The 19,796-nt window shown below is 50.0% G+C and carries 16 protein-coding genes; 12 read left to right on the top strand and 4 right to left on the bottom strand.

Features of this window, described 5'->3' with window-relative positions; genetic code table 11:
• Positions 1–519 precede the first annotated feature (519 nt).
• From BUA14_RS20230 to BUA14_RS20185, 10 genes are all read left to right on the top strand, one after another.
• Positions 520–1,893 carry an ABC transporter substrate-binding protein gene (locus BUA14_RS20230; protein WP_072774251.1) on the top strand — a complete coding sequence of 458 codons (1,374 nt, stop codon included), beginning with the start codon at positions 520–522 and terminating at the stop codon, positions 1,891–1,893.
• Positions 1,894–1,912: 19 nt separating this feature from the next.
• Positions 1,913–3,664: an ABC transporter ATP-binding protein/permease gene (locus BUA14_RS20225; RefSeq protein ID WP_072774250.1), complete on the top strand. Its 1,752-nt coding sequence runs from the start codon at positions 1,913–1,915 to the stop codon at positions 3,662–3,664.
• Positions 3,665–3,683: 19 nt separating this feature from the next.
• Positions 3,684–5,489: an ABC transporter ATP-binding protein gene (locus tag BUA14_RS20220; RefSeq protein WP_084078746.1), complete on the top strand. Its 1,806-nt coding sequence runs from the start codon at positions 3,684–3,686 to the stop codon at positions 5,487–5,489.
• Positions 5,464–6,549, top strand: a complete 1,086-nt coding sequence (locus tag BUA14_RS20215; RefSeq protein ID WP_084078744.1) for a FecCD family ABC transporter permease — start codon at positions 5,464–5,466, stop codon at positions 6,547–6,549. The genes BUA14_RS20220 and BUA14_RS20215 overlap by 26 nt, the downstream gene beginning before the upstream one ends.
• 17 nt (positions 6,550–6,566) lie before the next feature.
• A complete protein-coding gene (locus tag BUA14_RS20210; RefSeq protein ID WP_072774249.1) occupies positions 6,567–7,364 on the top strand; it encodes an ABC transporter ATP-binding protein in 798 nt (265 codons plus the stop codon).
• 157 nt (positions 7,365–7,521) lie between these two features.
• A complete protein-coding gene (locus BUA14_RS20205; protein WP_072774248.1) occupies positions 7,522–8,556 on the top strand; it encodes an ABC transporter substrate-binding protein in 1,035 nt (344 codons plus the stop codon).
• Between the two features lie 222 nt (positions 8,557–8,778).
• On the top strand, positions 8,779–10,167 hold the full coding sequence (locus BUA14_RS20200; protein WP_072774247.1) for an amino acid permease: 1,389 nt from the start codon (positions 8,779–8,781) through the stop codon (positions 10,165–10,167).
• 111 nt (positions 10,168–10,278) lie between these two features.
• Positions 10,279–11,700: a tryptophanase gene (locus BUA14_RS20195; RefSeq protein WP_072774246.1), complete on the top strand. Its 1,422-nt coding sequence runs from the start codon at positions 10,279–10,281 to the stop codon at positions 11,698–11,700.
• Positions 11,701–11,932: 232 nt separating this feature from the next.
• Complete coding sequence (locus BUA14_RS20190) at positions 11,933–12,406, top strand: MarR family transcriptional regulator (RefSeq protein ID WP_072774245.1); 474 nt, start codon at positions 11,933–11,935, stop codon at positions 12,404–12,406.
• A 166-nt stretch (positions 12,407–12,572) separates the two neighbouring features.
• On the top strand, positions 12,573–13,799 hold the full coding sequence (locus BUA14_RS20185; RefSeq protein WP_072774244.1) for an MFS transporter: 1,227 nt from the start codon (positions 12,573–12,575) through the stop codon (positions 13,797–13,799).
• Positions 13,800–14,005: 206 nt separating this feature from the next.
• On the opposite strand, the gene BUA14_RS20180 is transcribed toward BUA14_RS20185, so the two are convergent.
• Positions 14,006–14,383, bottom strand: a complete 378-nt coding sequence (locus BUA14_RS20180) for a RidA family protein (RefSeq protein ID WP_072774243.1) — start codon at positions 14,381–14,383, stop codon at positions 14,006–14,008.
• A 196-nt stretch (positions 14,384–14,579) separates the two neighbouring features.
• Here BUA14_RS20180 and BUA14_RS20175 point away from each other — a divergent pair, with 196 nt between their 5' ends.
• Positions 14,580–15,059: an HD domain-containing protein gene (locus BUA14_RS20175; RefSeq protein ID WP_072774242.1), complete on the top strand. Its 480-nt coding sequence runs from the start codon at positions 14,580–14,582 to the stop codon at positions 15,057–15,059.
• 60 nt (positions 15,060–15,119) lie between these two features.
• Here the strand turns inward: BUA14_RS20175 and BUA14_RS20170 are convergent, their stop codons facing one another.
• From BUA14_RS20170 to BUA14_RS20160, 3 genes are read right to left on the bottom strand one after another with little or no spacing between them, the layout of a single operon-like run.
• Positions 15,120–15,899: a YfjL-like protein gene (locus BUA14_RS20170; protein ID WP_072774241.1), complete on the bottom strand. Its 780-nt coding sequence runs from the start codon at positions 15,897–15,899 to the stop codon at positions 15,120–15,122.
• A gap of 6 nt (positions 15,900–15,905) precedes the next feature.
• A complete protein-coding gene (locus BUA14_RS20165) occupies positions 15,906–16,454 on the bottom strand; it encodes a zf-HC2 domain-containing protein (protein ID WP_072774240.1) in 549 nt (182 codons plus the stop codon).
• Positions 16,447–16,953, bottom strand: coding sequence for an RNA polymerase sigma factor (locus BUA14_RS20160; protein ID WP_072774239.1), 507 nt, complete (start codon positions 16,951–16,953; stop codon positions 16,447–16,449). Before BUA14_RS20160 ends, BUA14_RS20165 begins: the two co-directional genes overlap by 8 nt.
• Before the next feature lie 221 nt (positions 16,954–17,174).
• Between BUA14_RS20160 and polA the strand changes: the two genes are divergently transcribed.
• On the top strand, positions 17,175–19,796 hold the full coding sequence (gene polA / locus BUA14_RS20155) for a DNA polymerase I (protein WP_072774238.1): 2,622 nt from the start codon (positions 17,175–17,177) through the stop codon (positions 19,794–19,796).

The following is a 19,796-nucleotide window of genomic DNA, read 5'->3' as shown; positions in this document are numbered from 1 at the left end:
CTCCTTGAGACGGATTTACGCAGGGGTATATATGAATAAACTCACAATAGTTAATTTACACACTGATATCCTGGGAAAGATATAGAGTTAACCGGAGGTCACGGCGAAGGTGACCCCCGGCTAAGCCCTTACCTCTGAACCATTTCCAGGGCAAGTCGATTCGTTGTCATACTAGCAAATACGATGATGATCGCTGTTGTTGATAGAGGTAGTGCTTGGCTGATTTTCACTGATGATGGCGATAGTCACAGGGTATACCTCCCTTCGTAGTGTATTTCGACAGCTGAGTTAGCGTCGGCTAACACCAATTTATACCACTTATTTTCAGGCGTCAATACCCTCAAGTGATTTTGGTTGTTCTGTGCCGGATTAGGGCAGTTGGTCAAAAAAGAATTGATCTTCCAGCTGGAAGAAATATAATTAGAACAAAGAGTAAGCCTCGGCTAACTGGCGATTATCCAGACATCGTGGAGTGCAGTCAACCAAGTATAAAAGAGGTGTTGAAAGAGGTATTAAGGGATGAAAGTCACAATTAACCAGAATCCGAACATCAAGGAGACAGAGGTTATCATCAATTGCTGCTCCCTGGACAAACGGCTGAAATATCTGGTAGATTACATCCGCCAGTTTTCCTTTTCCATCAAGGGGCATATCGACGACAAGCATTTTTACATTCCCCTGGACTGCGTTCTCTACATAGACAGCGTTGACAAAAAGACCTTTTTTTACGATGAACACCGGGTTTTCCTGTGCAAAAGCAGCCTGCTGGAATTGGAGAAAATGCTGGACAACACGGTATTTGTCCGGGTCAGCAAGAACTGCATGATCAATCTTGCCTATCTGCATTGTGTGAGAAACGCCGACAACCACAGAATGGAAGCCATTATGTCCAACGGTGAACGCATTATGGTGGGCAGGGCTTATGTGGAACGCCTGCGCAGCAAGTTGGAGGAAATACAGATCGATCCTTTTCACCTGCATCTGTCCAAGGAAATCTCCTCCATGTACAGCTGTTCGGAGCGTTCAGTGGTCAATATGGGCACGATCATCTCCTCTCCCGCAGCTCCCAAGCGGGTGGTGCCCCTTTCCTATGGAACGGCGGAGCTGCTGGCCGCCCTGGGGGTATCCGGGCCGCTGATCGCTGTGGCGCCGGCGGAAACCACCCTGGCCAATGTGCTGCCCCACTACAGGAATCTGCTGGAGTCCATACCTGTTCTCACTTATCAGGACCAAGGGGTGCCCACCATTGAGGAGCTGATTCATTTAGAGGCGGATCTTGTGATCGGTTCTTTCTACTCGACAAAGACCATCAATATGGAAACCCTCAAACGCAGGCAGCCCAACATCAATATATACATACACGAGGGGACGGTTCCCGCCCATGCAACCCTGGAAAGCACCTACCGGGATATCCTGAACCTGGGCAAATTGTTCCGGGTGGGGGATATAGCCGTTCAACTGGTTGAACAATGGCGAAGGGAGATTGCCTGTCTGAGGCGCTGCCTGACCGTGGAAAACGATTTGCGGGTGTTTGTTTATGACGGCGGCAAAGCGGCTCCCTACACCTCTGCCGGGGACACCCTGGAGAATGACCTTATCCATCTTTCCGGCGGCAAGAACATTTTTCATGACAAAAAATCCGGATACATTGCCACGGATTGGCGTGAAATCGCCAAAAGGGACCCGGAAATTATCATCGTCCATCAGTATGACGACAGCATGACGGCGGAGGAAAAGATCGCCTATCTGCGGAGACGCAGTGAATTGAAGGGCACATCGGCGGTCAGAAACAACCGGTTTTTGAAATTGTCCTTGCTGGAGGTGTTCCCCAGCGCCCAAAACACCCGGGCCATCAAAAAAATGATCAACGCCTTTTACCCGAATTTGCTCTAAAACCCTAAGGAGTTGCCTTATGTTCATCAACAAAAACCTGATTCAATTCGCCAGGGGGAACGGCTCCCTTGTGGCGGCTGCAAGCGCTCTGGAATTGCTGGTGACACTGATGGGAACCGGCATTGCCGCATGTCTGGCTTTTGCTATTGAGATGATGATCGGCGCCCGGCCCCTGCCTTTTTTCAGCCATATCGGGCAGCCCTTTATCGTCATTGCCGTCCTTCTGATGATGCGGTTTGTGCTGGTTAAGCAAAAAACCTATCTGGCCAACCAAAGCAGCATTGGCATCAAAGCCCGGCTGCGGGAAGGTCTGATGCTGAAGCTGTTTCAGCTGGGCCCCGCTTATACCGCCCAAAAGCGAACCGGCGATATTGCCAATACCATCTCCAACAAGGTGGAGTGGCTGAGCAATTACTATGTCATGTATCTGCCCACCTGTATTTCCACGGCGGCCAACGCCATCCTCATCCTGGTGGTTTTGCAGGGGCTGGACAGAGTGACCGCCCTGATCTGCCTGCTCTCCTGTATAGGCTTGTTTGTCTGCCCCATGCTATTTTATTCCCTGACCAAAGAGCGGGGGGAAAAGGAATGGCAGGCTCATACGGTGTATTATGCCGACTGTCTGGACAGCATTCAGGGGATGGTGACCCTCAAGGCCTTTAATGCCAACCGGAGACGGGGAGAGTACATCCGCGCCAAAGGGGAAGAACTGCGCCGGGACATTATGTCCCAATTGCGGATAACGGTTTTGGAAACGGGGATTATGGAGTTTCTGGTCAGATTTGGCGGCGCCTTTTCCATCGCCGTGGCCGTCGTGCAGGCTGCGGCAGGGGGTGGTGCCTCCGCCTATCTTGTCTACACTTTGTTCCTGGTGAGCGCCTGTTTTTCGCCGATGATGCAGCTGGGCAGCTCCTGGCATATGGGGTACCGGGGCATCACCGCTTCCTATTCCATCCATGCTTTGCTGGAGGAGCCGGTCCGGCTGTCCCTGCTGCCAAAGGTCCAGGCTGGCTCTGCTCTGAAGCCTGAATCATGTGGCGGCGACATTGTCTTTCACAAGGTGTGCTTTGCCTATCCGAAGGCGGAAGGAGAGGTGCTGCACGATATTTCATTTACAGTTCCCCAGGGAACGATGATGGCGATTGTGGGCCCTTCCGGCAGCGGGAAATCCACCATAGCCAGCCTGCTGGCCGGTTTTTATCCTGTAGGGTCCGGCCGCATCCAAATAGGAGATAAAGTCCTCAGCGAAAAGAATGTTGCGCAAATCCAGGGTTTGATCTCCGCCGTCTGGCAGGACAGTCATCTGTTTTACGGAAGCGTGCTGGACAACATCCGGATCGGCCGGGACAGCGCCACCTTTGAGGAGGTTGTGGCAGCGGCGAAAAAAGCCAACATTCATCATTTCATCCAGGAGCTGCCCAAAGGTTATGATACTTTGTTGGGGGAAAAGGGCGCCCGGTTCTCCGGGGGAGAACGCCAACGGATCGCCATCGCCAGAGCATTCCTGAAGAACGCCCCCATCCTTATTTTTGATGAAGCCACCTCTTCCCTTGACCGGAGGAACGAAATAGAGATACAGCAGAGCTTCCATGAGCTGTTGCAGGGGAAAACGGCCCTGGTGATCGCCCATAGAATGTCCACCATCATGCAGGCCGAGCAGATCTGCGTTGTGGAGCAGGGCAAAATCGTCGATTCGGGAACCCATGAAGAGCTGATGGAAGCCTCCGCCCCTTACCGGCTGCTCATGGGCTCCCAGATGGAATGTCAGTAAAATTAGCAAGGAGCGCATCATGGATAACATCCGATCCGGGCTGGGCCGAGTGGGCTACACTTTGAAATTGTGCAGATACATTGAAGGGCTGTGGAAGTATATTGTAGTTTCCATCCTGTGCAATCTGCTGTTCAAACTCACCCCCATCGCCATCAGCCTCCTGACCTCTTATATGATCAGCATCGCCATCATGGGAAACACCCATCATATCTGGCAGATGTTCATTTGGGTCTCACTATTGGTTGTGCTTTCCGGACTTTTTTCTTATCTGGATGTCCTGGTGTCACACGATACAACCTACAAGATTTTGACGAAATTGCGCAATGCCGCCTATGACAAGATCGACGCTATCGCCCCGGCTGCCCTGGAAGGGCGCCACAGCGGAGAGCTGACAAGCATCGTTCTTGAGGATATTGAGCAGTTGGAATGGTTTTACGCCCATACCCTGGGGCAGATCATCGTGGCGGTGCTCATCTCCCTGGCCGCCCTGATTGCCATGGGACTGATCTCGCCGCTTCTGCCCCTTGGCTTGATCCCCTTTGTGATTGTGCTCATATGTGTCCCGGTTAGAGCGGCTAAAAAAGCAAACGCTCAGGGATATGTCATGCGGGAAAACTTCTCCATTCTGAATGCGCGCATAGTGGACGGTGTTCAAGGGCTCAAGGACATCATTTCCTTCCAGTGGCAAAGGCAATTTTTTCAGCGCTTTACTCAATCGGTCCGGGATTACCATAGGGCACAGCTGGCCTATGCTCTGCGGGGCGGGGATGAAAACCGTCTTTTCCAAATGATTATTGGAGTCGGCAGCCTCTGCGGCCAGATCCTGGCGGTCCTCCTGGTTATGCAAGGGGCGGCCGATATGGTTTGGCTGTTGCCGGTGTTTATCTTATGTTCGGTATTTTTCGGCCCCTTGCAGGATGCCTTGCTGACCAGCATAAACTACGGTATGATCTTTGGCTCTGCGAAACGCCTGTTTGAATTGTTCCAGATGGAAAGCACGGTGGAGGACAAAGGGGAGGCCAGCGCTTTCCAGGTCATGGGGACGGAGAAGGGCCAACAGGGGGATATCACCCTCGCTTTGGAGTCCGTATCCTTCACCTATCCCGCTCAGGACGGGGAAACGGCCAACCAGGTGCTGTTCCGGGATATCAGCTTTTCTGTGGGCAAGGGGGAAACGGTGGCCCTGGTGGGGGCGTCGGGCAGCGGAAAAACCACCATAGCCCGGTTGCTGCAGCGCTTTTGGGATGTGGACGGGGGCCGGATCACCATGAACGGCCACGATATCCGGACCCTGCGCCTGGAGGCTCTGCGCGAGATCATCACGGTGGTACCCCAGGAGGTCTACCTGTTTAACGCCAGTGTCATGGACAATCTGCTGCTGGCCAAACATGACGCTGCGCCGGAGGAGGTGAAGGAGGCGTTGAAAAAATCCCTTGCCGAAGGCTTTATTCAAAAGCTGCCTCAGGGCTGGCACACGGTCCTTGGGGAACGGGGCACACGGCTTTCCGGCGGTGAAAAACAAAGGCTGGCCATTGCCCAGGCCTTTTTAAAAGACTCCCCCCTCCTGATTCTGGACGAGGCCTCGGCCAATCTGGATTCGGAAACCGAGCGGCAGCTCAATAAGGCCATCAACAATTTAAAAAAAGGCAGGGCCACCATTGTTATCGCCCACCGGGCCTCCACCATCCGCAGCGCGGACCGCATCGTGGTGATTAAGGACGGTCAAATCGAAGGCACAGGTACCTATGAGCAATTAGTGGCCAACTGTCCCTATTTTGTACAACTGTTAGGAGGTGATTATGCTGAGCAGACCGATTCTGCATAGTACCGAAGAAAGCAGTTCCTCGTTGATCGGCAGGGTAAGGTTCGGCCTCGTTCTTCTCTCGGTGTTGGTGTTTCTTTCCCTGGTGTTCAGCATTTTAGTGGCAACGGCCTTTGGTTCGGCGGAATTGTCCTTAAGGACCGTGCTGGATATTCTGAAGATGAAGCTGTTCGGAATCCAGGATGATGCCAATGTCCAATCGGCAGTCTACATTGTCTGGAACCTGCGTCTGCCGAGAGCCATTTTGGCCATTGCCGCCGGAGGAGGGCTGGCGATCTGCGGTGCGGCCATGCAGTCCATAACCCAAAATGTCCTGGCGGACCCTTACATACTGGGTGTCTCCAGCGGGGCATCGGCAGCGGTCAGCCTGTGTTTTTTCATCGGCGGGACCTTTGCCCAGACCGGGCTGCTGCAGACCTTTGCTTTTCTGGGAGCGGCTTTATCTATGGCACTTGTCTACGGGGTGGGCATGTCCGGGGGTGTGGCCTCCAACAACACGCGGCTGGTGCTGGCGGGAATGGCCATATCCATTATCCTCAATGCCATCTCCCAGTTTTTCATCACCATGTCTGCGGTCAACACCTCCCGAAGCATCACCATGTGGATGATGGGCAGTCTGGCCGGCGCCCGGTGGGACAATGTGGCCATTCCGCTTCTGGGCAGCGTGCTCGGCCTGCTTTTCTTCCTGGGAAACGCCCGCTCTTATAATCTGATTTCATTGGGTGACGAAACGGCCATCGGCCTGGGAGTCAATGTGGTGCGGGTCAAGCTGCTGACCACCCTGGTGATCGCCCTGGTTACAGGGCTGATCGTATCCTCCTGCGGGATTATCGGCCTGGTGGGTTTTGTCATTCCCCATGTGGTAAGGCTCCTCCTCGGCACCAACCACCGCCGCCTCTTTCCTTTGTCTTTTCTGATCGGAAGCCTGTTCCTGGTGTGGATGGATTTGCTGGCGCGTTTTGTCATGGCCCCCCAAGAACTGCCCATCGGTATTTTAACCGCTTTTTGCGGCGGACCTTTCTTTGTGATGCTGCTTTACCAGCAGACCAAAAAATCCAGATAGAGGTGGTGAACAGAGGTATGAAGACCAGGCAGAAGGTGGCTGACGGTCAGACAGCCATCGACGTAAAAAATCTCAGCTATTCCATCCATTCCCGGAAAATACTCGATCAAATCAACCTCTCGGTCAGAAAAAACCAGTTTGTAGGGCTGATCGGCCCTAACGGCAGCGGCAAAACCACCTTGCTCAAGCATGTGTACCGGGCTCTGCCGCCGGATAAAAACACGGTCTTTGTCCACGGCCGGCAGATTGAGAATTACAGCTATAAGGAATCGGCCCGGGAGGTCACGGTTCTCAGGCAGGAAAACGCTTCCGATTTCCCCTACACCATTATGGAGATGGTGCTGATGGGGCGGTCTCCCCACCGGAAGTTCTTCGAAGGGGACACCTCCGACGACAAGAAGCTCGCTATGGAGGCCTTGAAAAACGTCAATATGAGCCAGGCGGCCAACCGCAGTTTTGCCACCCTGTCCGGCGGCGAAAAACAACGCGTCCTGATTGCCCGTTCCCTGGTTCAGGGGGCGGATATATTGCTGCTGGATGAGCCCACTAATCATTTGGATGTTCACTACCAATGGCATCTGATGGAAACCATCCGCAACCTCAACAAAACCGTCCTCGCCGTCTTCCACGAGCTGAATCTGGCTTGCGCCTTTTGCGATTGCCTTTATATACTCCATGACTGCAGGATTGTGGCCTGGGGCCATCCCTCGGAAATATGCACAAAGGAGCTGCTGGCCGACGTGTTCCGGATTGATGCCGACATCGTTCCTGATGAACACGGCACCGCCAGAATCCTGTACCGGCGCGCATTATAGGGTAGGTGAACAGGCCAAGTCAACCATGCTTCGTCTTTAGTTAAGAAATGTTTTGTCTATGGCAAGAGATGTTTCGCCTATGGTAAGGGATGCTTCGTCCATATAAAAGTGTTTTGTCTATATAGGATAAAAATAAACAACAGTGAGGAGAATGAAGATGAAAAAAGTAATGTCCATGATGTTGGCCGTCTTGGTTTTGACAGGGATTTTGGTCGGTTGTGCCCAGAAGGCAGAGTCAAATTCCGGGGAGCAGGCCTCTAAAGCACCGGAAACTGCGGATAGCGCACAAGGCCATTATCCGGTGACGGTGGAGAATTTCGGAATGTCTTCCACCTATGAAGCCGCGCCGGAGCGGGTGGTTGTGCTCAGCTATTCCCAGGCGGAGATCATGGTGGCCTTGGGTATTGAAGACAAAATCGTCGCCCTGACGCCCAGCATGAATCGGATTGAAGAAGTGGCGGAGGAGTATCGGGAAAAGGTGGCCGGTCTTCCCGTGTTCGACAGCACCAGGCTGTCTCAGTACGGTGTGCCCAACCTGGAAGTGGTTCTGTCCCAAAGTCCTGATTTCGTATGGGGAACCTCCTATAATTTCCGTGCCGCCAATTGCGGGGAACCTGGGGATTACAAGGCCAATAAGATCAACATCTATGCCTCCGAAGGTACGGTAGTGGACCAGCCCACACTGGAAAATGTCTATAACGACATCACCAATATCGGTATCATTTTTAATATTGAAGACAGAGCTGCCTCCCTGGTGGAGGAGCTCCGCAGCAGGGAAAATGCGGTTAAGAAGGCGGTTGCGGGTCTGGAAGAGGTCTCGGTGTTTACCCTTGATGATATCGGCGAAGGAGTCTATTACACCACAGGCGGTGCGACACTGGAGGATTACCTGATTGCCACGGCCGGGGGCAGGAACATCTTTTCCGAACTGATGACACAGTATCCGGAGGTGTCCGCCGAAGAGATCATTATGCGAAATCCTCAGCATGTGGTTGTCACAAGCTATTTCACCTCGGGTGACGGCCAGGCTAAGCAGGACGCTATCAAAAATTCTGCCGATTTTGTCAAGGTAACGGCGGTCACTGAGGATAATTTCCTCATTCTTTCCGGCCTTATGGTATGGCCTGGGCTGCAAAGCCTTGATGGTCTTGAAGCCATTGCCAAAACCTTGCATCCCGAAGCGTTTCGGTAAGCCACCATTTTAGCAATGATTCAAAATGAAAAGTAGAGGAATTCCTGGGTCACACAGTTTCGGCTGTTGTGGCCTGTTTTTTTATACGGGACAAAACAAAGGTATTCTTTTAAGATTGCTCAATCATTGAGTCCCTTCAGGTGTATCAAAAGGGTATTTAAAACAAAATAAAGGTTAACATAAGCTTGGATTCCACTCTGTGTTTAAGAAGGGGGATGTAAAATGAGTTCAGAAAAAGATCATCATGTGGAACTTCACCGCGGTCTCAAGAACAGGCATATTCAGATGATCGCCCTCGGTGGTGCGATTGGAACCGGATTGTTTTATGGTTCGGCGACGACGATTCAGTTGGTCGGTCCGGCGATTATCGTGTCCTACCTCCTGGGCGGCACGGCCATTTTTTTTATTGTCAGGGCATTAGGAGAGATGTGTGTTGATCAGCCCGTTGCCGGCGCTTTTTCATACTTTGCCTATAAATATCTAGGTGACTTCCCCGGATTCTTTTCCGGGTGGAACTATTGGTTTAACTACATAGCCGTCAGTATGGCTGAGTTAACGGTTGTGGGAGTGTATATCAACTTTTGGTATCCCAATGTTCCCCAATGGGTAACGGCCTTGGCTTTCTTGGTGATCATCACATTGATCAACCTGATCAATGTGGAAGCCTTCGGGGAATTCGAATTCTGGTTTGCCTTGATTAAGGTTGTCGCGATTCTGGCGATGATTGCTTTTGGCCTGGTCATGATTTTCTTTGGCTTAGGGGAACAAGGGGCTGTAGGATTCAGCAACCTTTGGGCCCATGGAGGCTTTTTGCCTAATGGTGTATGGGGATTGCTTCTATCCCTGGTGATTGTGATGTTTTCCTTCGGTGGAGTTGAATTGATCGGGATTACGGCGGCGGAGGCAGACGATCCTAAGCGCTCTATTCCGAAAGCCATCAACCAGGTCGTATGGCGGATTCTCATCTTCTATATCGGTGCCTTGACCATCCTCATGATTCTTTATCCCTGGAATCAAATCGGAACATCAGGAAGCCCTTTCGTGGAGATTTTCTCCGCCATCGGAATCCCCGCCGCCGCTCATATCTTAAACTTTGTTGTTTTAACAGCGGCTCTTTCCGTTTATAACAGCGGGATTTACAGCAATGGACGTATGCTTCACGGATTAGCCCTGCAAGGAAATGCTCCCAGGTTTTTGACCAAAGTAAGCCGCAATGGCATACCGATTAATGGGGTTTTTGCCTCTTCTGCAGTCACCTTAATCGCGGTTATCCTTAATTTCCTTGTTCCCGGGAAGGTTTTCCTCTATTTAATTTCTATCGCCACCATTGCCGGGATCTTTAACTGGGCCATGATCCTGGTAACCCAGCTTAGGTTCAGAAAGGTCGAAACAGAAAAAGGGCGGGAGGATCAATTGCAATTCAAGATGCCTCTCTATCCCATTTCCAACTATATTGCTCTGGCGTTTCTGGCCATGGTCGTGGTGTTGATGGCTTATATTCCTGATATGGTTTACTCCCTGTATATTGGACCCATCTGGATTATTATTCTCTACATCGGGTATAAGTTTCTGAGACGTAATCCTGAGACAAAGCCGCTCCACAGAGAGTAGCCGCCGGGTTAATGGGGTGGAAATATCTGACGGTCATAAAAGGGAAAGCCAAGGGGAAGATAACTCTGAATTTCTAATACTACTGTCCAATGCTACTGAAGGAGGATCGTTATGGTGAGAAAAGCAGAACCTTATCGCATAAAAATGGTGGAAACCATGCGCATGATATCCAGAGAAGAGCGTGAGCGGGCATTGCAGGAAGCGGGGTATAATCCCTTCGCCCTGAAAGCCGAAGATGTCTATATTGACTTGCTCACAGACAGCGGAACAGGAGCTATGAGCGACCGCCAATGGTCGGCGATGATGATCGGGGATGAGGCTTATGCCGGCAGTAAATCCTTCTATAAAGTTAAAGACGCCGTAGCCGATATTTTTAACTATGAATATACGATTCCCACCCACCAGGGCCGGGGAGCAGAGCAGGTTCTTTTTCCTCACCTGATTAAACATAAAGGCCAATATGTTCTGGGCAATATGCATTTCGATACGACCATGGCTCATATCGAGCTCAACGGTGCAGTTCCCATTAACCTGGTTATTGATGATGCCTTTGATACCCAAAAAGAGCATCCTTTCAAAGGCAATTTCGACCTGGAAAAGCTGGAGAAGTTCATTCAAGAAAAAGGCAAAGAAGAGATTGCTTTTATCATCATCACCATTACCTGCAACTCCGCCGGCGGGCAGCCGGTTTCGATGGAGAATATTCGTGCTGTGAAGCAGATTGCGGATAAATACGGTATCTTTGTTGATATAGACTCCGCCCGTTTTGCCGAAAACGCCTACTTTATCAAGCAGCGTGAAAGGGGCTTTGAGAGGGCCGGCATCAAGGATATCGTCACCGAAATGTACTCTTACGGGGATGCCTTCACCATGAGCGCCAAAAAGGACGCGATCGTCAACATGGGCGGTATTATCGGCATTAAAAACAATACCGAACTCTACCAAGCAGCCAGTGCCACCTGCGTGCCTATGGAAGGCTTTGTAACCTACGGCGGCTTATCAGGCCGGGATATGGAAGCCTTGGCGGTGGGTCTTTATGAAGGTTTGGATGAAGAATACCTGGAAAGCCGCATCGGCCAGGTAGAATACTTAGGAGAAGAACTGCGGAAACGTGGTATCCCCATTCAGTGGCCTGTGGGCGGCCATGCCGTATTCGTCGATGCCAAGAAATTTTTACCCCATATCCCCGGTGACCAATTCCCGGCCCAGGCTTTAACCAATGAACTGTACATCGAAACCGGTGTTCGTGCTGTTGAAGTTGGCTCGCTTCTTTTGGGCCGGGATCCGGAAACAGGAAAACAAAAAGTTGCCGGTGCTGAATTCATGCGCCTGACCATTCCCAGAAGGGTATATACGGATCGGCATATGGATGTTATTGTGGATGGATTGGCTAAAATCGCGGAACGCCGTGACCAGATTAAAGGTCTTGATTTTGCTTATGAACCCAAGGTCCTGCGCCATTTCCTCTGCAAGCTCAAACCCATTGGCCTCGACCCCAAAGCGGGAGAAGATGTCAATCCGATGGTGCCTTAGAATCAAGCATACCTTACCCTATGGATTAATCTTGTCTTTGACGGCCCAAGGGGGTTTTGGAACGAATTATTTTCGTTGCAAAACCCCCTTGGCGTCTGATCGCCCCCAAATTCAATGTGAATCTGTTCGTTTGACTATCGGTATTCTTACAATAATCATGTTTAGTATAGTTGAAATGGAAACAAAAGTTTAATATACTATGGTTAATGCACCAAGGGGTGGAGGGACCGGCATGAATAAAGAAGAACAGGTCATAATGAGCTTCAGGGACTTATTTAATAAACTGGTTTGGCTTAATAAAGTTAAGATGGAAGCAAGTCTTAAGGATTATAAGCCTTCTGAAGTACATTGTATTGAGTATATTGGCAGGCATGCCGATTCCAACGTGACAAAACTTGCGGAATCTTTTTATATGACGAGAAGTGCCATAAGTAAAATAACCAAAAAGCTTATGGAAAAAGACTTGATCGAAAGCTACCAGAAACCGGATAACAAGAAAGAAATCTATTTTCGCTTGACTCCCCAAGGGAAAGCGGTTTACAAAACCCATGAGCATCTGCACCAAGAGTTTCAAGAGCGTGATAAAGCCGTCTTCGAGCAGATAAGCGAAGAACAATTTGACAGTATGCTGAGCTTCGTGGAAAAGTATAGCAGGCATTTGGATACAGAGATAAAAAAACTGGAGATACCCATGAAGTCGGAGTAAATTTCCATATTCAAAAGCCACAGGCAGCCTAACTCAAGTGAGGAAGGCTGCCTTTTATTGCGATTATTTTGTTGACGGGGAAACAAAACAGTGATACGATAATCATGTTTCCTAGGACTCAAAAAAGTCAAACTCTAATAATAGAACTTCTGAGGGGAGAAGATAAATGTTCAAAAACGGCTCGGACCATAAACAGAACACAGAGCAAACTATAGATAAAAAGGCTCTGCTGTTCGGCCTTATGTCGGTATTTCTTTGCGGAATAGGCTTCAGTATTATAACGCCTGTCGTCCCGTTCTTAGTGCAGCCTTATATCAGCAATCCGGAAGAGCAAGCGATCGCTGTTACGCTGCTGACCTCTGTTTATGCAGCCTGTGTGTTTTTGGCTGCCCCCGTGCTGGGAGCTTTGAGCGATCGATATGGCCGCCGTCCCTTGCTCTTAATCTGCCTGTTGGGTTCCGCAATCGGGTACTTGGTTTTTGGCATCGGAGGAGCTCTGTGGGTACTATTTGCCGGGCGCATCATCGAGGGGATAACAGGCGGAAGCATTAGTACGATCTTCGCCTATTTTGCCGATATCATCCCTGCAGAACAGCGAACCAAATACTTTGGCTGGGTGAGTGCGGTTGTAGGTGTAGGCGCCGTCATCGGTCCAACTCTGGGCGGATTGCTGGCTAAGTTCGGGTATTCTGTACCCATGTATTTCGGTGCACTCATCACGTTATTGAATGTTGTCTATGGACTTTTCTATATGCCGGAGAGTCTTGATAAGCATAAGCGACTGCAAGAGATTACCTTAGCAAGACTGAATCCATTCATCCAGCTTGCCAGCATTCTTTCCATGAAAAGCTTAACCAGGCTGCTCGTTTCAGCCTTCTTGCTTTGGCTGCCCAACGGATCGTTACAGGCAGTTTTTTCACAATTTACACTGGACACCTTTCATTGGCAGCCCGCCCTTATCGGACTTATGTTTTCCATTATGGGCGTCCAGGACATCATTGCCCAAGGCTTCATCATGCCAAAGCTTTTGCTGAAACTCAGTGATCAACAGATCGCCATGCTGGGCATGGCTGCGGAGGTCATCGGCTACAGCTTTATTGCCGCATCGGCTTTGTTCTCATTCTATCCTCTTTTAATTGCCGGAATGTTTATCTTTGGCTTTGGCGATTCGATCTTTGGGCCTTCATTCAATGGGATGCTCTCCAAATCTGTCCCCTCCGGTGAGCAAGGCAGGATTCAAGGTGGCAGCCAGTCTATTCAGGCCTTGGCAAGAATGATGGGGCCGATCATTGGCGGGCAAATCTATGTATCCCTGGGTCATGCCGCACCTGCTTTTATGGGGATGATCCTTATCGCGGCGGCAATACCGGTTTTGCATAAAAGGACCCAGTAAATATGTATACTCGCTCTTCTTCATAAAAGGATATCTCTGGATTACAGGATTAAATTATAGAGGGCAATTATAGGGTTCAATTAAATAGGGTATCAGAACCTGTTCTTAAGTTCTGATACCCTATTTGTCTACAGTCTGAATCCGTACTTGTCATACGGAGTGCATTATTCAGCTTTCATTGTATGAACGTTTATACCTCATAAACCCTAAACTAAGGCAATGGCTTCGATTTCAATGATAGCATCTTTAGGAAGGCGCGCCACTTGTACGGCAGAACGGGCCGGAGGGTTCGTGGGGAAGTAGGAGCCGTAAACTTCATTCATCTCGGCAAAATCGTTCATATCCCGGAGGAAAATAAGGGTCTTAACGATCTTGTCCAGAGAAGAACCGGTGCTTTCCAGGATGTTTTTGACATTCTCCAGAGATTGTTTGGTGGCTGAACGAATGTCGCTTGCCAGTTCTCCGGTAGCCGGATTCAAGGGCAATTGGCCGGAAGTAAAGATCAGGTTGCCGGCTTGAATTCCTTGGGAGTAGGGCCCTATGGCCCCTGGGGCTTTCTCAGTGTTTAAAATCTTAAGAGACATAGCTGACCTCCTGTTGTAACGTTAGTGGGAGTTTCTGATTTTATTGTACCTAATGGTCCCGTTATTATGTACCCGTCTTATCTATCCATCTTATGTATCCGTCATGGCGACATTTTTCTTGCAGAGATTGGTTTGGCAGGTTATTCCCGGTATGGTATATTGAAGACAACGGAAGACCGGGAAGAGGGGAATCAAGATGAAATGGGCATTCATTAATCATATGGAGAAAATCAATGAACTTCTGGGGAATTTAGAGCAAGAGGAAATAAAGCGGGATTATCCCATAGCCTGGGAGCGGACCCATGCCGCCAGCTGTGCTCAAGTGGGTAGGTTGCTGGCGCAAAAGCGTGGTGTAGATCTGGAGCTGGCAGCCTTAGCCTGTTCTCTTCATGATATTGGCCGCTGGTATACCGGACTGCAGAGGAATCACGCCCTCCGGGGAGAAGAGCCGGTCCGGTGCTTTTTAGAGAGTTCCTCATTAAAGGAAGAGGATAAAGAAGCCGTCGTTCAAGCGGTAGTCCGCCACTCCGAAAAGGATAAGGTGGGCAGTCCTTTAGACGAAATCGTAAAGGATGCGGATGTTTTGGACTGCTATTTTCATGGTGATGAAATCAGCAAACCCTATCATCTGGCCCGGCTCAAAGAGGTCATGGGGGAATTGAATTTAGAGAGTTAAGAGTAAGGAGACACTTTGCTTCCTCCAGGGATGGATGGGCAGAGTGTCTCACTTTGTTTTTTACTTTTTATCTTTGGCGTTAAGCTCCGCCACCCGGTCCGCTTCAAACTGTTCCATCACCTGAGGCAGATTGTCTTCAGCCATGTGCTCCGCGGGGAAATCGGAAAGGGCAAGAGAGTTGACCCAAGGGGCCGCTTGATCTTCCTTGGCAGGCTTATTGGCAAGAGGGAGGAGGCGAACGCTGTACTGGCTGACCGGAATGCTCTCTTCTTTGAGAATCGCTTCCAAAGCTTTTGCTACTTCGGCGACTTTGTTGTAGGAAAGGTCCTCACTGTAGAGGACAACGTCCGCGACGAGGGGTAGGGGAGGATGGCTGATATCCAGCTTCATATCACGTTCCAGCTTCATGGGATCATGGTCCTCTTTGGTAAACTGGAAAGAAATATAGTCAAAATCATAATCCAGCCTGCTGCCGATCAACTTTTTGGCTATCTCCCGCATCTCGGCATCCAGCCGCCTGTAGGTGGTGAAGTTATTGGCCACTTCGTATTCATAGTCATCACGCAGTACCTTGCCATAGCTGTCGGTATAGATGCTGAAAGCGGTATCTTCGCTCAGGGACGATTGCACAAATACCAGGTAGGCATTGAATTTGAAGTTATAGTTGGAGCGCTGGATTTCCAGATTCAGGTCGCTGTAGTTGGCGTCAATATACTTCTGCGCGGCTTGTTTGGCCAATAGATTGGAGACAGGGTTGCCCACCCAGGCGTTGACAAAAAGCAACAGCAGCACAATTAAGCCGATGCCGGTTATACCGGCCAATAGTTTCTTGATGTTCATAGCATTTTACACCTCTTTCTTAAATGCATAATGCAAGAGCCAGGCGATCAGAACGCCAACGGCACTGAAAGCGGAAAGAATGGCGGACCACCAGGCGGACATGGAAATCAAGTCAATGATGCCGCTGTAAGTCAGGATTCCGTCGATGAGTCCACGAAGGGATGCCCAGATAAAGGAAAATACAAATAGGCCCAGAGGAACAAAATAGGCGTTTCTTTTAAACAGTATATAGCCAAAACCGCCGATGGCAGGCATGATAAGCCCATTGTAAAACATAAGCATACCGTCGGAGATGACCATTCCCAGCAGGGTTCCGGCCAACATAATGCAGAGCAGAAAGACGAGCATTTGTTTTTTGATTTTGCCTAACACCACAGTGTCATCCATTGCAGTAGTTGCTTCTATCTCCGCCCCTGTTTTTTCTCCCCAACTATGGTTACAGTGTTCACAGCCTGCAAGATGCTCCTGCACCAGCAGGCGGCTGTCTTCGCTGGCGACGCCATCCTTGACCAGAGGCATTAAGTCCAGGCAGACAGAGCAGGAAATCTTACTCATAGCTATATCCCTCCTTGAGCAGGATCGTTCTGATTTTATGCTTGGTGCGAAAATCAAGGACTCTTGCCGAGCTTTCGGAAATCTGATGCTTCCGGGCTATCTCGTAAAAGGAATAGCCGTCAATCCGCATCAAAACAATGTCTCTGTTTTTGTCAGGCTCCCGGTTCAACAAATCATGAATCCTGTCCAGCAGCTCCTTGGAGAGGATGGTTGATTCCAGACCGGCCGGATTGGCAAAATAGACTTCCAGCAAATCTTCCGGGGTAAGCTCTTTTTTGCTTTTTCTTAAATGCCTATACCAGGTGTAGCGGGCTATCGAGAACAGCCAGGTTTTAAGATCGGAATTCCCCTTAAACCCGGGCAGGGATTTAAGGGCGCTGATAAAAACCTCCGAGGTCAAATCCTCTGAGAGGGGTTTGCTATGAGTAAGGCTTAACAGATAAGCATAGACGGCATCTTTATGCTGTTCATAGACCTTTTGCATGACTGAATCAGCCATAGATTTCCCCCTCTCATAAGCTTAGTGTCAAATGAACAGGGTTTTGTTACAATGTCTTTTAAAATTATATAAAAGCTGCATGAGAAAGCAAAGAAGTTTCAGTCAGCAAAAAATCTGTTGCCTCACGGAATTAAGAGTACCGGCGGAAAAAGCAGTAAAGGGTTTGGCAGGGTATCCTTCGGTATGGTATAGTAAAGTCGGAAAGTGAGGGGTTTTTTTATATGGCAAAAATCCTTATATTAGATGGGAACAGTTTGGCCAACCGGGCCTTTTATGCTTTACCGATGATGACCACCGCCGATGGCAAGCCTACCAATGTCCTCCATGGCTTTATGACCATGCTCTTACGCTTGCTGCTTGAACAAAAACCGGATTATTGGGTGGTGGCTTTTGATAAGACCAAGGCTACGGTAAGAATAGAGCAATATGCAGATTACAAAGCCCAGCGCAAAGAGACTCCCGATGCGCTGAAACCGCAGTTTGATTTCCTCAAAGAACTGTTAACTGCTTTTGCCATGCCTATTCTGGAATGTCCGGGTTATGAAGCCGACGATATCATCGCTACGGTTACCTCCCTGGCTGAGCAACGGGAATGGGAGACCCAGATTTATACCGGGGACAGGGATGCCCTGCAGCTGATTTCTCCCCGCACTACGGTCTATCTGACCCGCAAAGGAATCTCTGAGGTGGATGCTTATGACGAAGGAGCGCTCTACGAAAAGTATCAACTCCGGCCCGCCCAGATCATCGATCTTAAAGGACTGATGGGAGATGCCTCCGATAATATTCCCGGTGTACCCGGTGTAGGGGAAAAAACAGCCCTGAAGCTCTTGTGGGAATACGGCAGTGTGGAGAATGTCCTGGATAATATCGATAAAATCTCCGGCAAGAAGCTCCAGGAGAATTTGCGCAATAACACAGATAAGGCCCTCTTAAGCAAGAAGCTGGCCACCATGCTTTATGACATACCTCTGGAAATTAATCTGGATCGATTAGTTTACCGCCGCCCGGATGAGAAGACCTTTACCGCGGCTTTGGATAAGTATGTCCTCAAAAGTGTGGCCCGAATCTGGCATGAACATCATGGGGCAGGAGAAGAGGGCAAGGATACCCCTCGGGAAGAAGTCCTCAAGCCCTGGCCCCTTTGTGAACTGACTGGCGAAGAGTGGTTGGTGCGACTCCCTCAATGGCAGGCTGATCAAGCAACCCTTGTTGTAACTTGCGCTAATACAGGGGGGAATCCTCATTGGGCGAGGATCACCGCTTGGGGAATAGCTGCCGGTGGGGAATCCTTTATCCTGAATTGGACCGACGCGGCTCCGGAGGTTCAGATGGCTTTTAGCCAATTGCTGGAAGATCCTGAGGTGCCTAAGCAGGTTGCGGACAGTAAAGTGCTGTACAGCCTGCTCCTCAATGAAGAGATCACTCTGCGGGGAGTCAGCTTGGATATCGGACTGGCGGCTTATTTGATTAACCCCACCCGCAACAAATTTGAGCCCCTGGAGCTGGTTAAGGAATACATCCCCGGCGCAGGGGAATTCGCCAATTTGGCTGAAGAGGCTTCTGCTCTGGCTCAGGTGGCAGATTCCTATAAGGAAACCCTTGAAGAGCTTGGTCTGAGTGCTCTTCTCCATGAAATGGAGGAACCCTTAAGCCCCATCCTGGCAGAGATGGAGAAGCAGGGAATTGCGGTGGATGTCCCAAGGCTGCAGGAATTTGGTCAGGAATTGACGGTGGAGCTTCAGCGTTTAGAGCAGGAGATCTACGCCGACGCGGGGGAAACCTTCAATATTAATTCTCCCCAGCAATTAGGTCATATCCTTTTTGAAAAGCTGGGGCTGCCTCCCATGAAAAAGACCAAAACCGGTTATTCCACAGATGCCGATACTTTGGAAGAGCTGAGGGATCAGCATTCTATCGTGGAACGGGTCCTGGACTACCGCCAGTTAAGCAAGCTCATGTCCACATATGTCAACGGCCTGCTGGCTCAGATTCACGAGGGAAGGGTTCATACGACCTTCCAGCAGACGGTAACCGCCACCGGACGCCTATCCAGTACCGAGCCTAATCTGCAGAATATCCCCATCCGTCTTGAGCTGGGGCGCTTACTGCGGAAGGTCTTTACCCCGACTCAGGAAGGCTGGGTGCTTTTATCAGCGGACTATTCCCAAATCGAGCTGCGGATTTTAGCCCATTATTCTCAAGATAAGGTTCTTTGCGAATCCTTCTCTCTGAATCAGGATGTGCATACCCGTACTGCTTCGGAAGTCTTCGGAATTCCTATGGCAGAAGTCACGAAGGATTTGCGCCGCAAAGCCAAGGCGGTTAACTTCGGGTTGATCTATGGGTTGACGGATTTTGGTTTGGGCAGGGATTTGGGCGTACCCCGCAAGGAAGCCAAAACCTATATCGAGACCTATTTCCATCGTTATGAAGGGGTCAAACGTTATCTGGAAGAGATTGTGGTCAAGGCTAAAGAAGAAGGACAGGTCCGCACTTTGCTCAACCGCTTGCGCCGGATTCCCGAATTGCGCCATCCTAACCGGGTGCAGCGTCAATTCGGAGAGCGGATTGCCATGAATACCCCCATCCAGGGCACAGCGGCGGATATTATGAAGCTGGCGATGCTGGGAGTGGCAGAAGCGTTGAAACCCTATCGGGCCAACCTCCTTTTGCAGGTCCACGATGAATTGGTGATTGAAGTCGCTCCGGAGGATCTGGAAGAAGTGGCGAAAGTGGTCCGTGAAGAAATGGAAAGTGCTTTCCCCCTCTCCGTGCCCTTGATCGCGGATTGTAAAACTGGACCAAATTGGTATAATATGGAGTCTTATTCCTTAGAGTAG

The sequence above is a fragment of the Desulfitobacterium chlororespirans DSM 11544 genome (assembly GCF_900143285.1).
Taxonomy (GTDB): domain Bacteria; phylum Bacillota; class Desulfitobacteriia; order Desulfitobacteriales; family Desulfitobacteriaceae; genus Desulfitobacterium; species Desulfitobacterium chlororespirans.
Note: the sequence above shows the minus strand (reverse complement) of the source record. Positions and strands in the feature narration are given on the sequence as shown.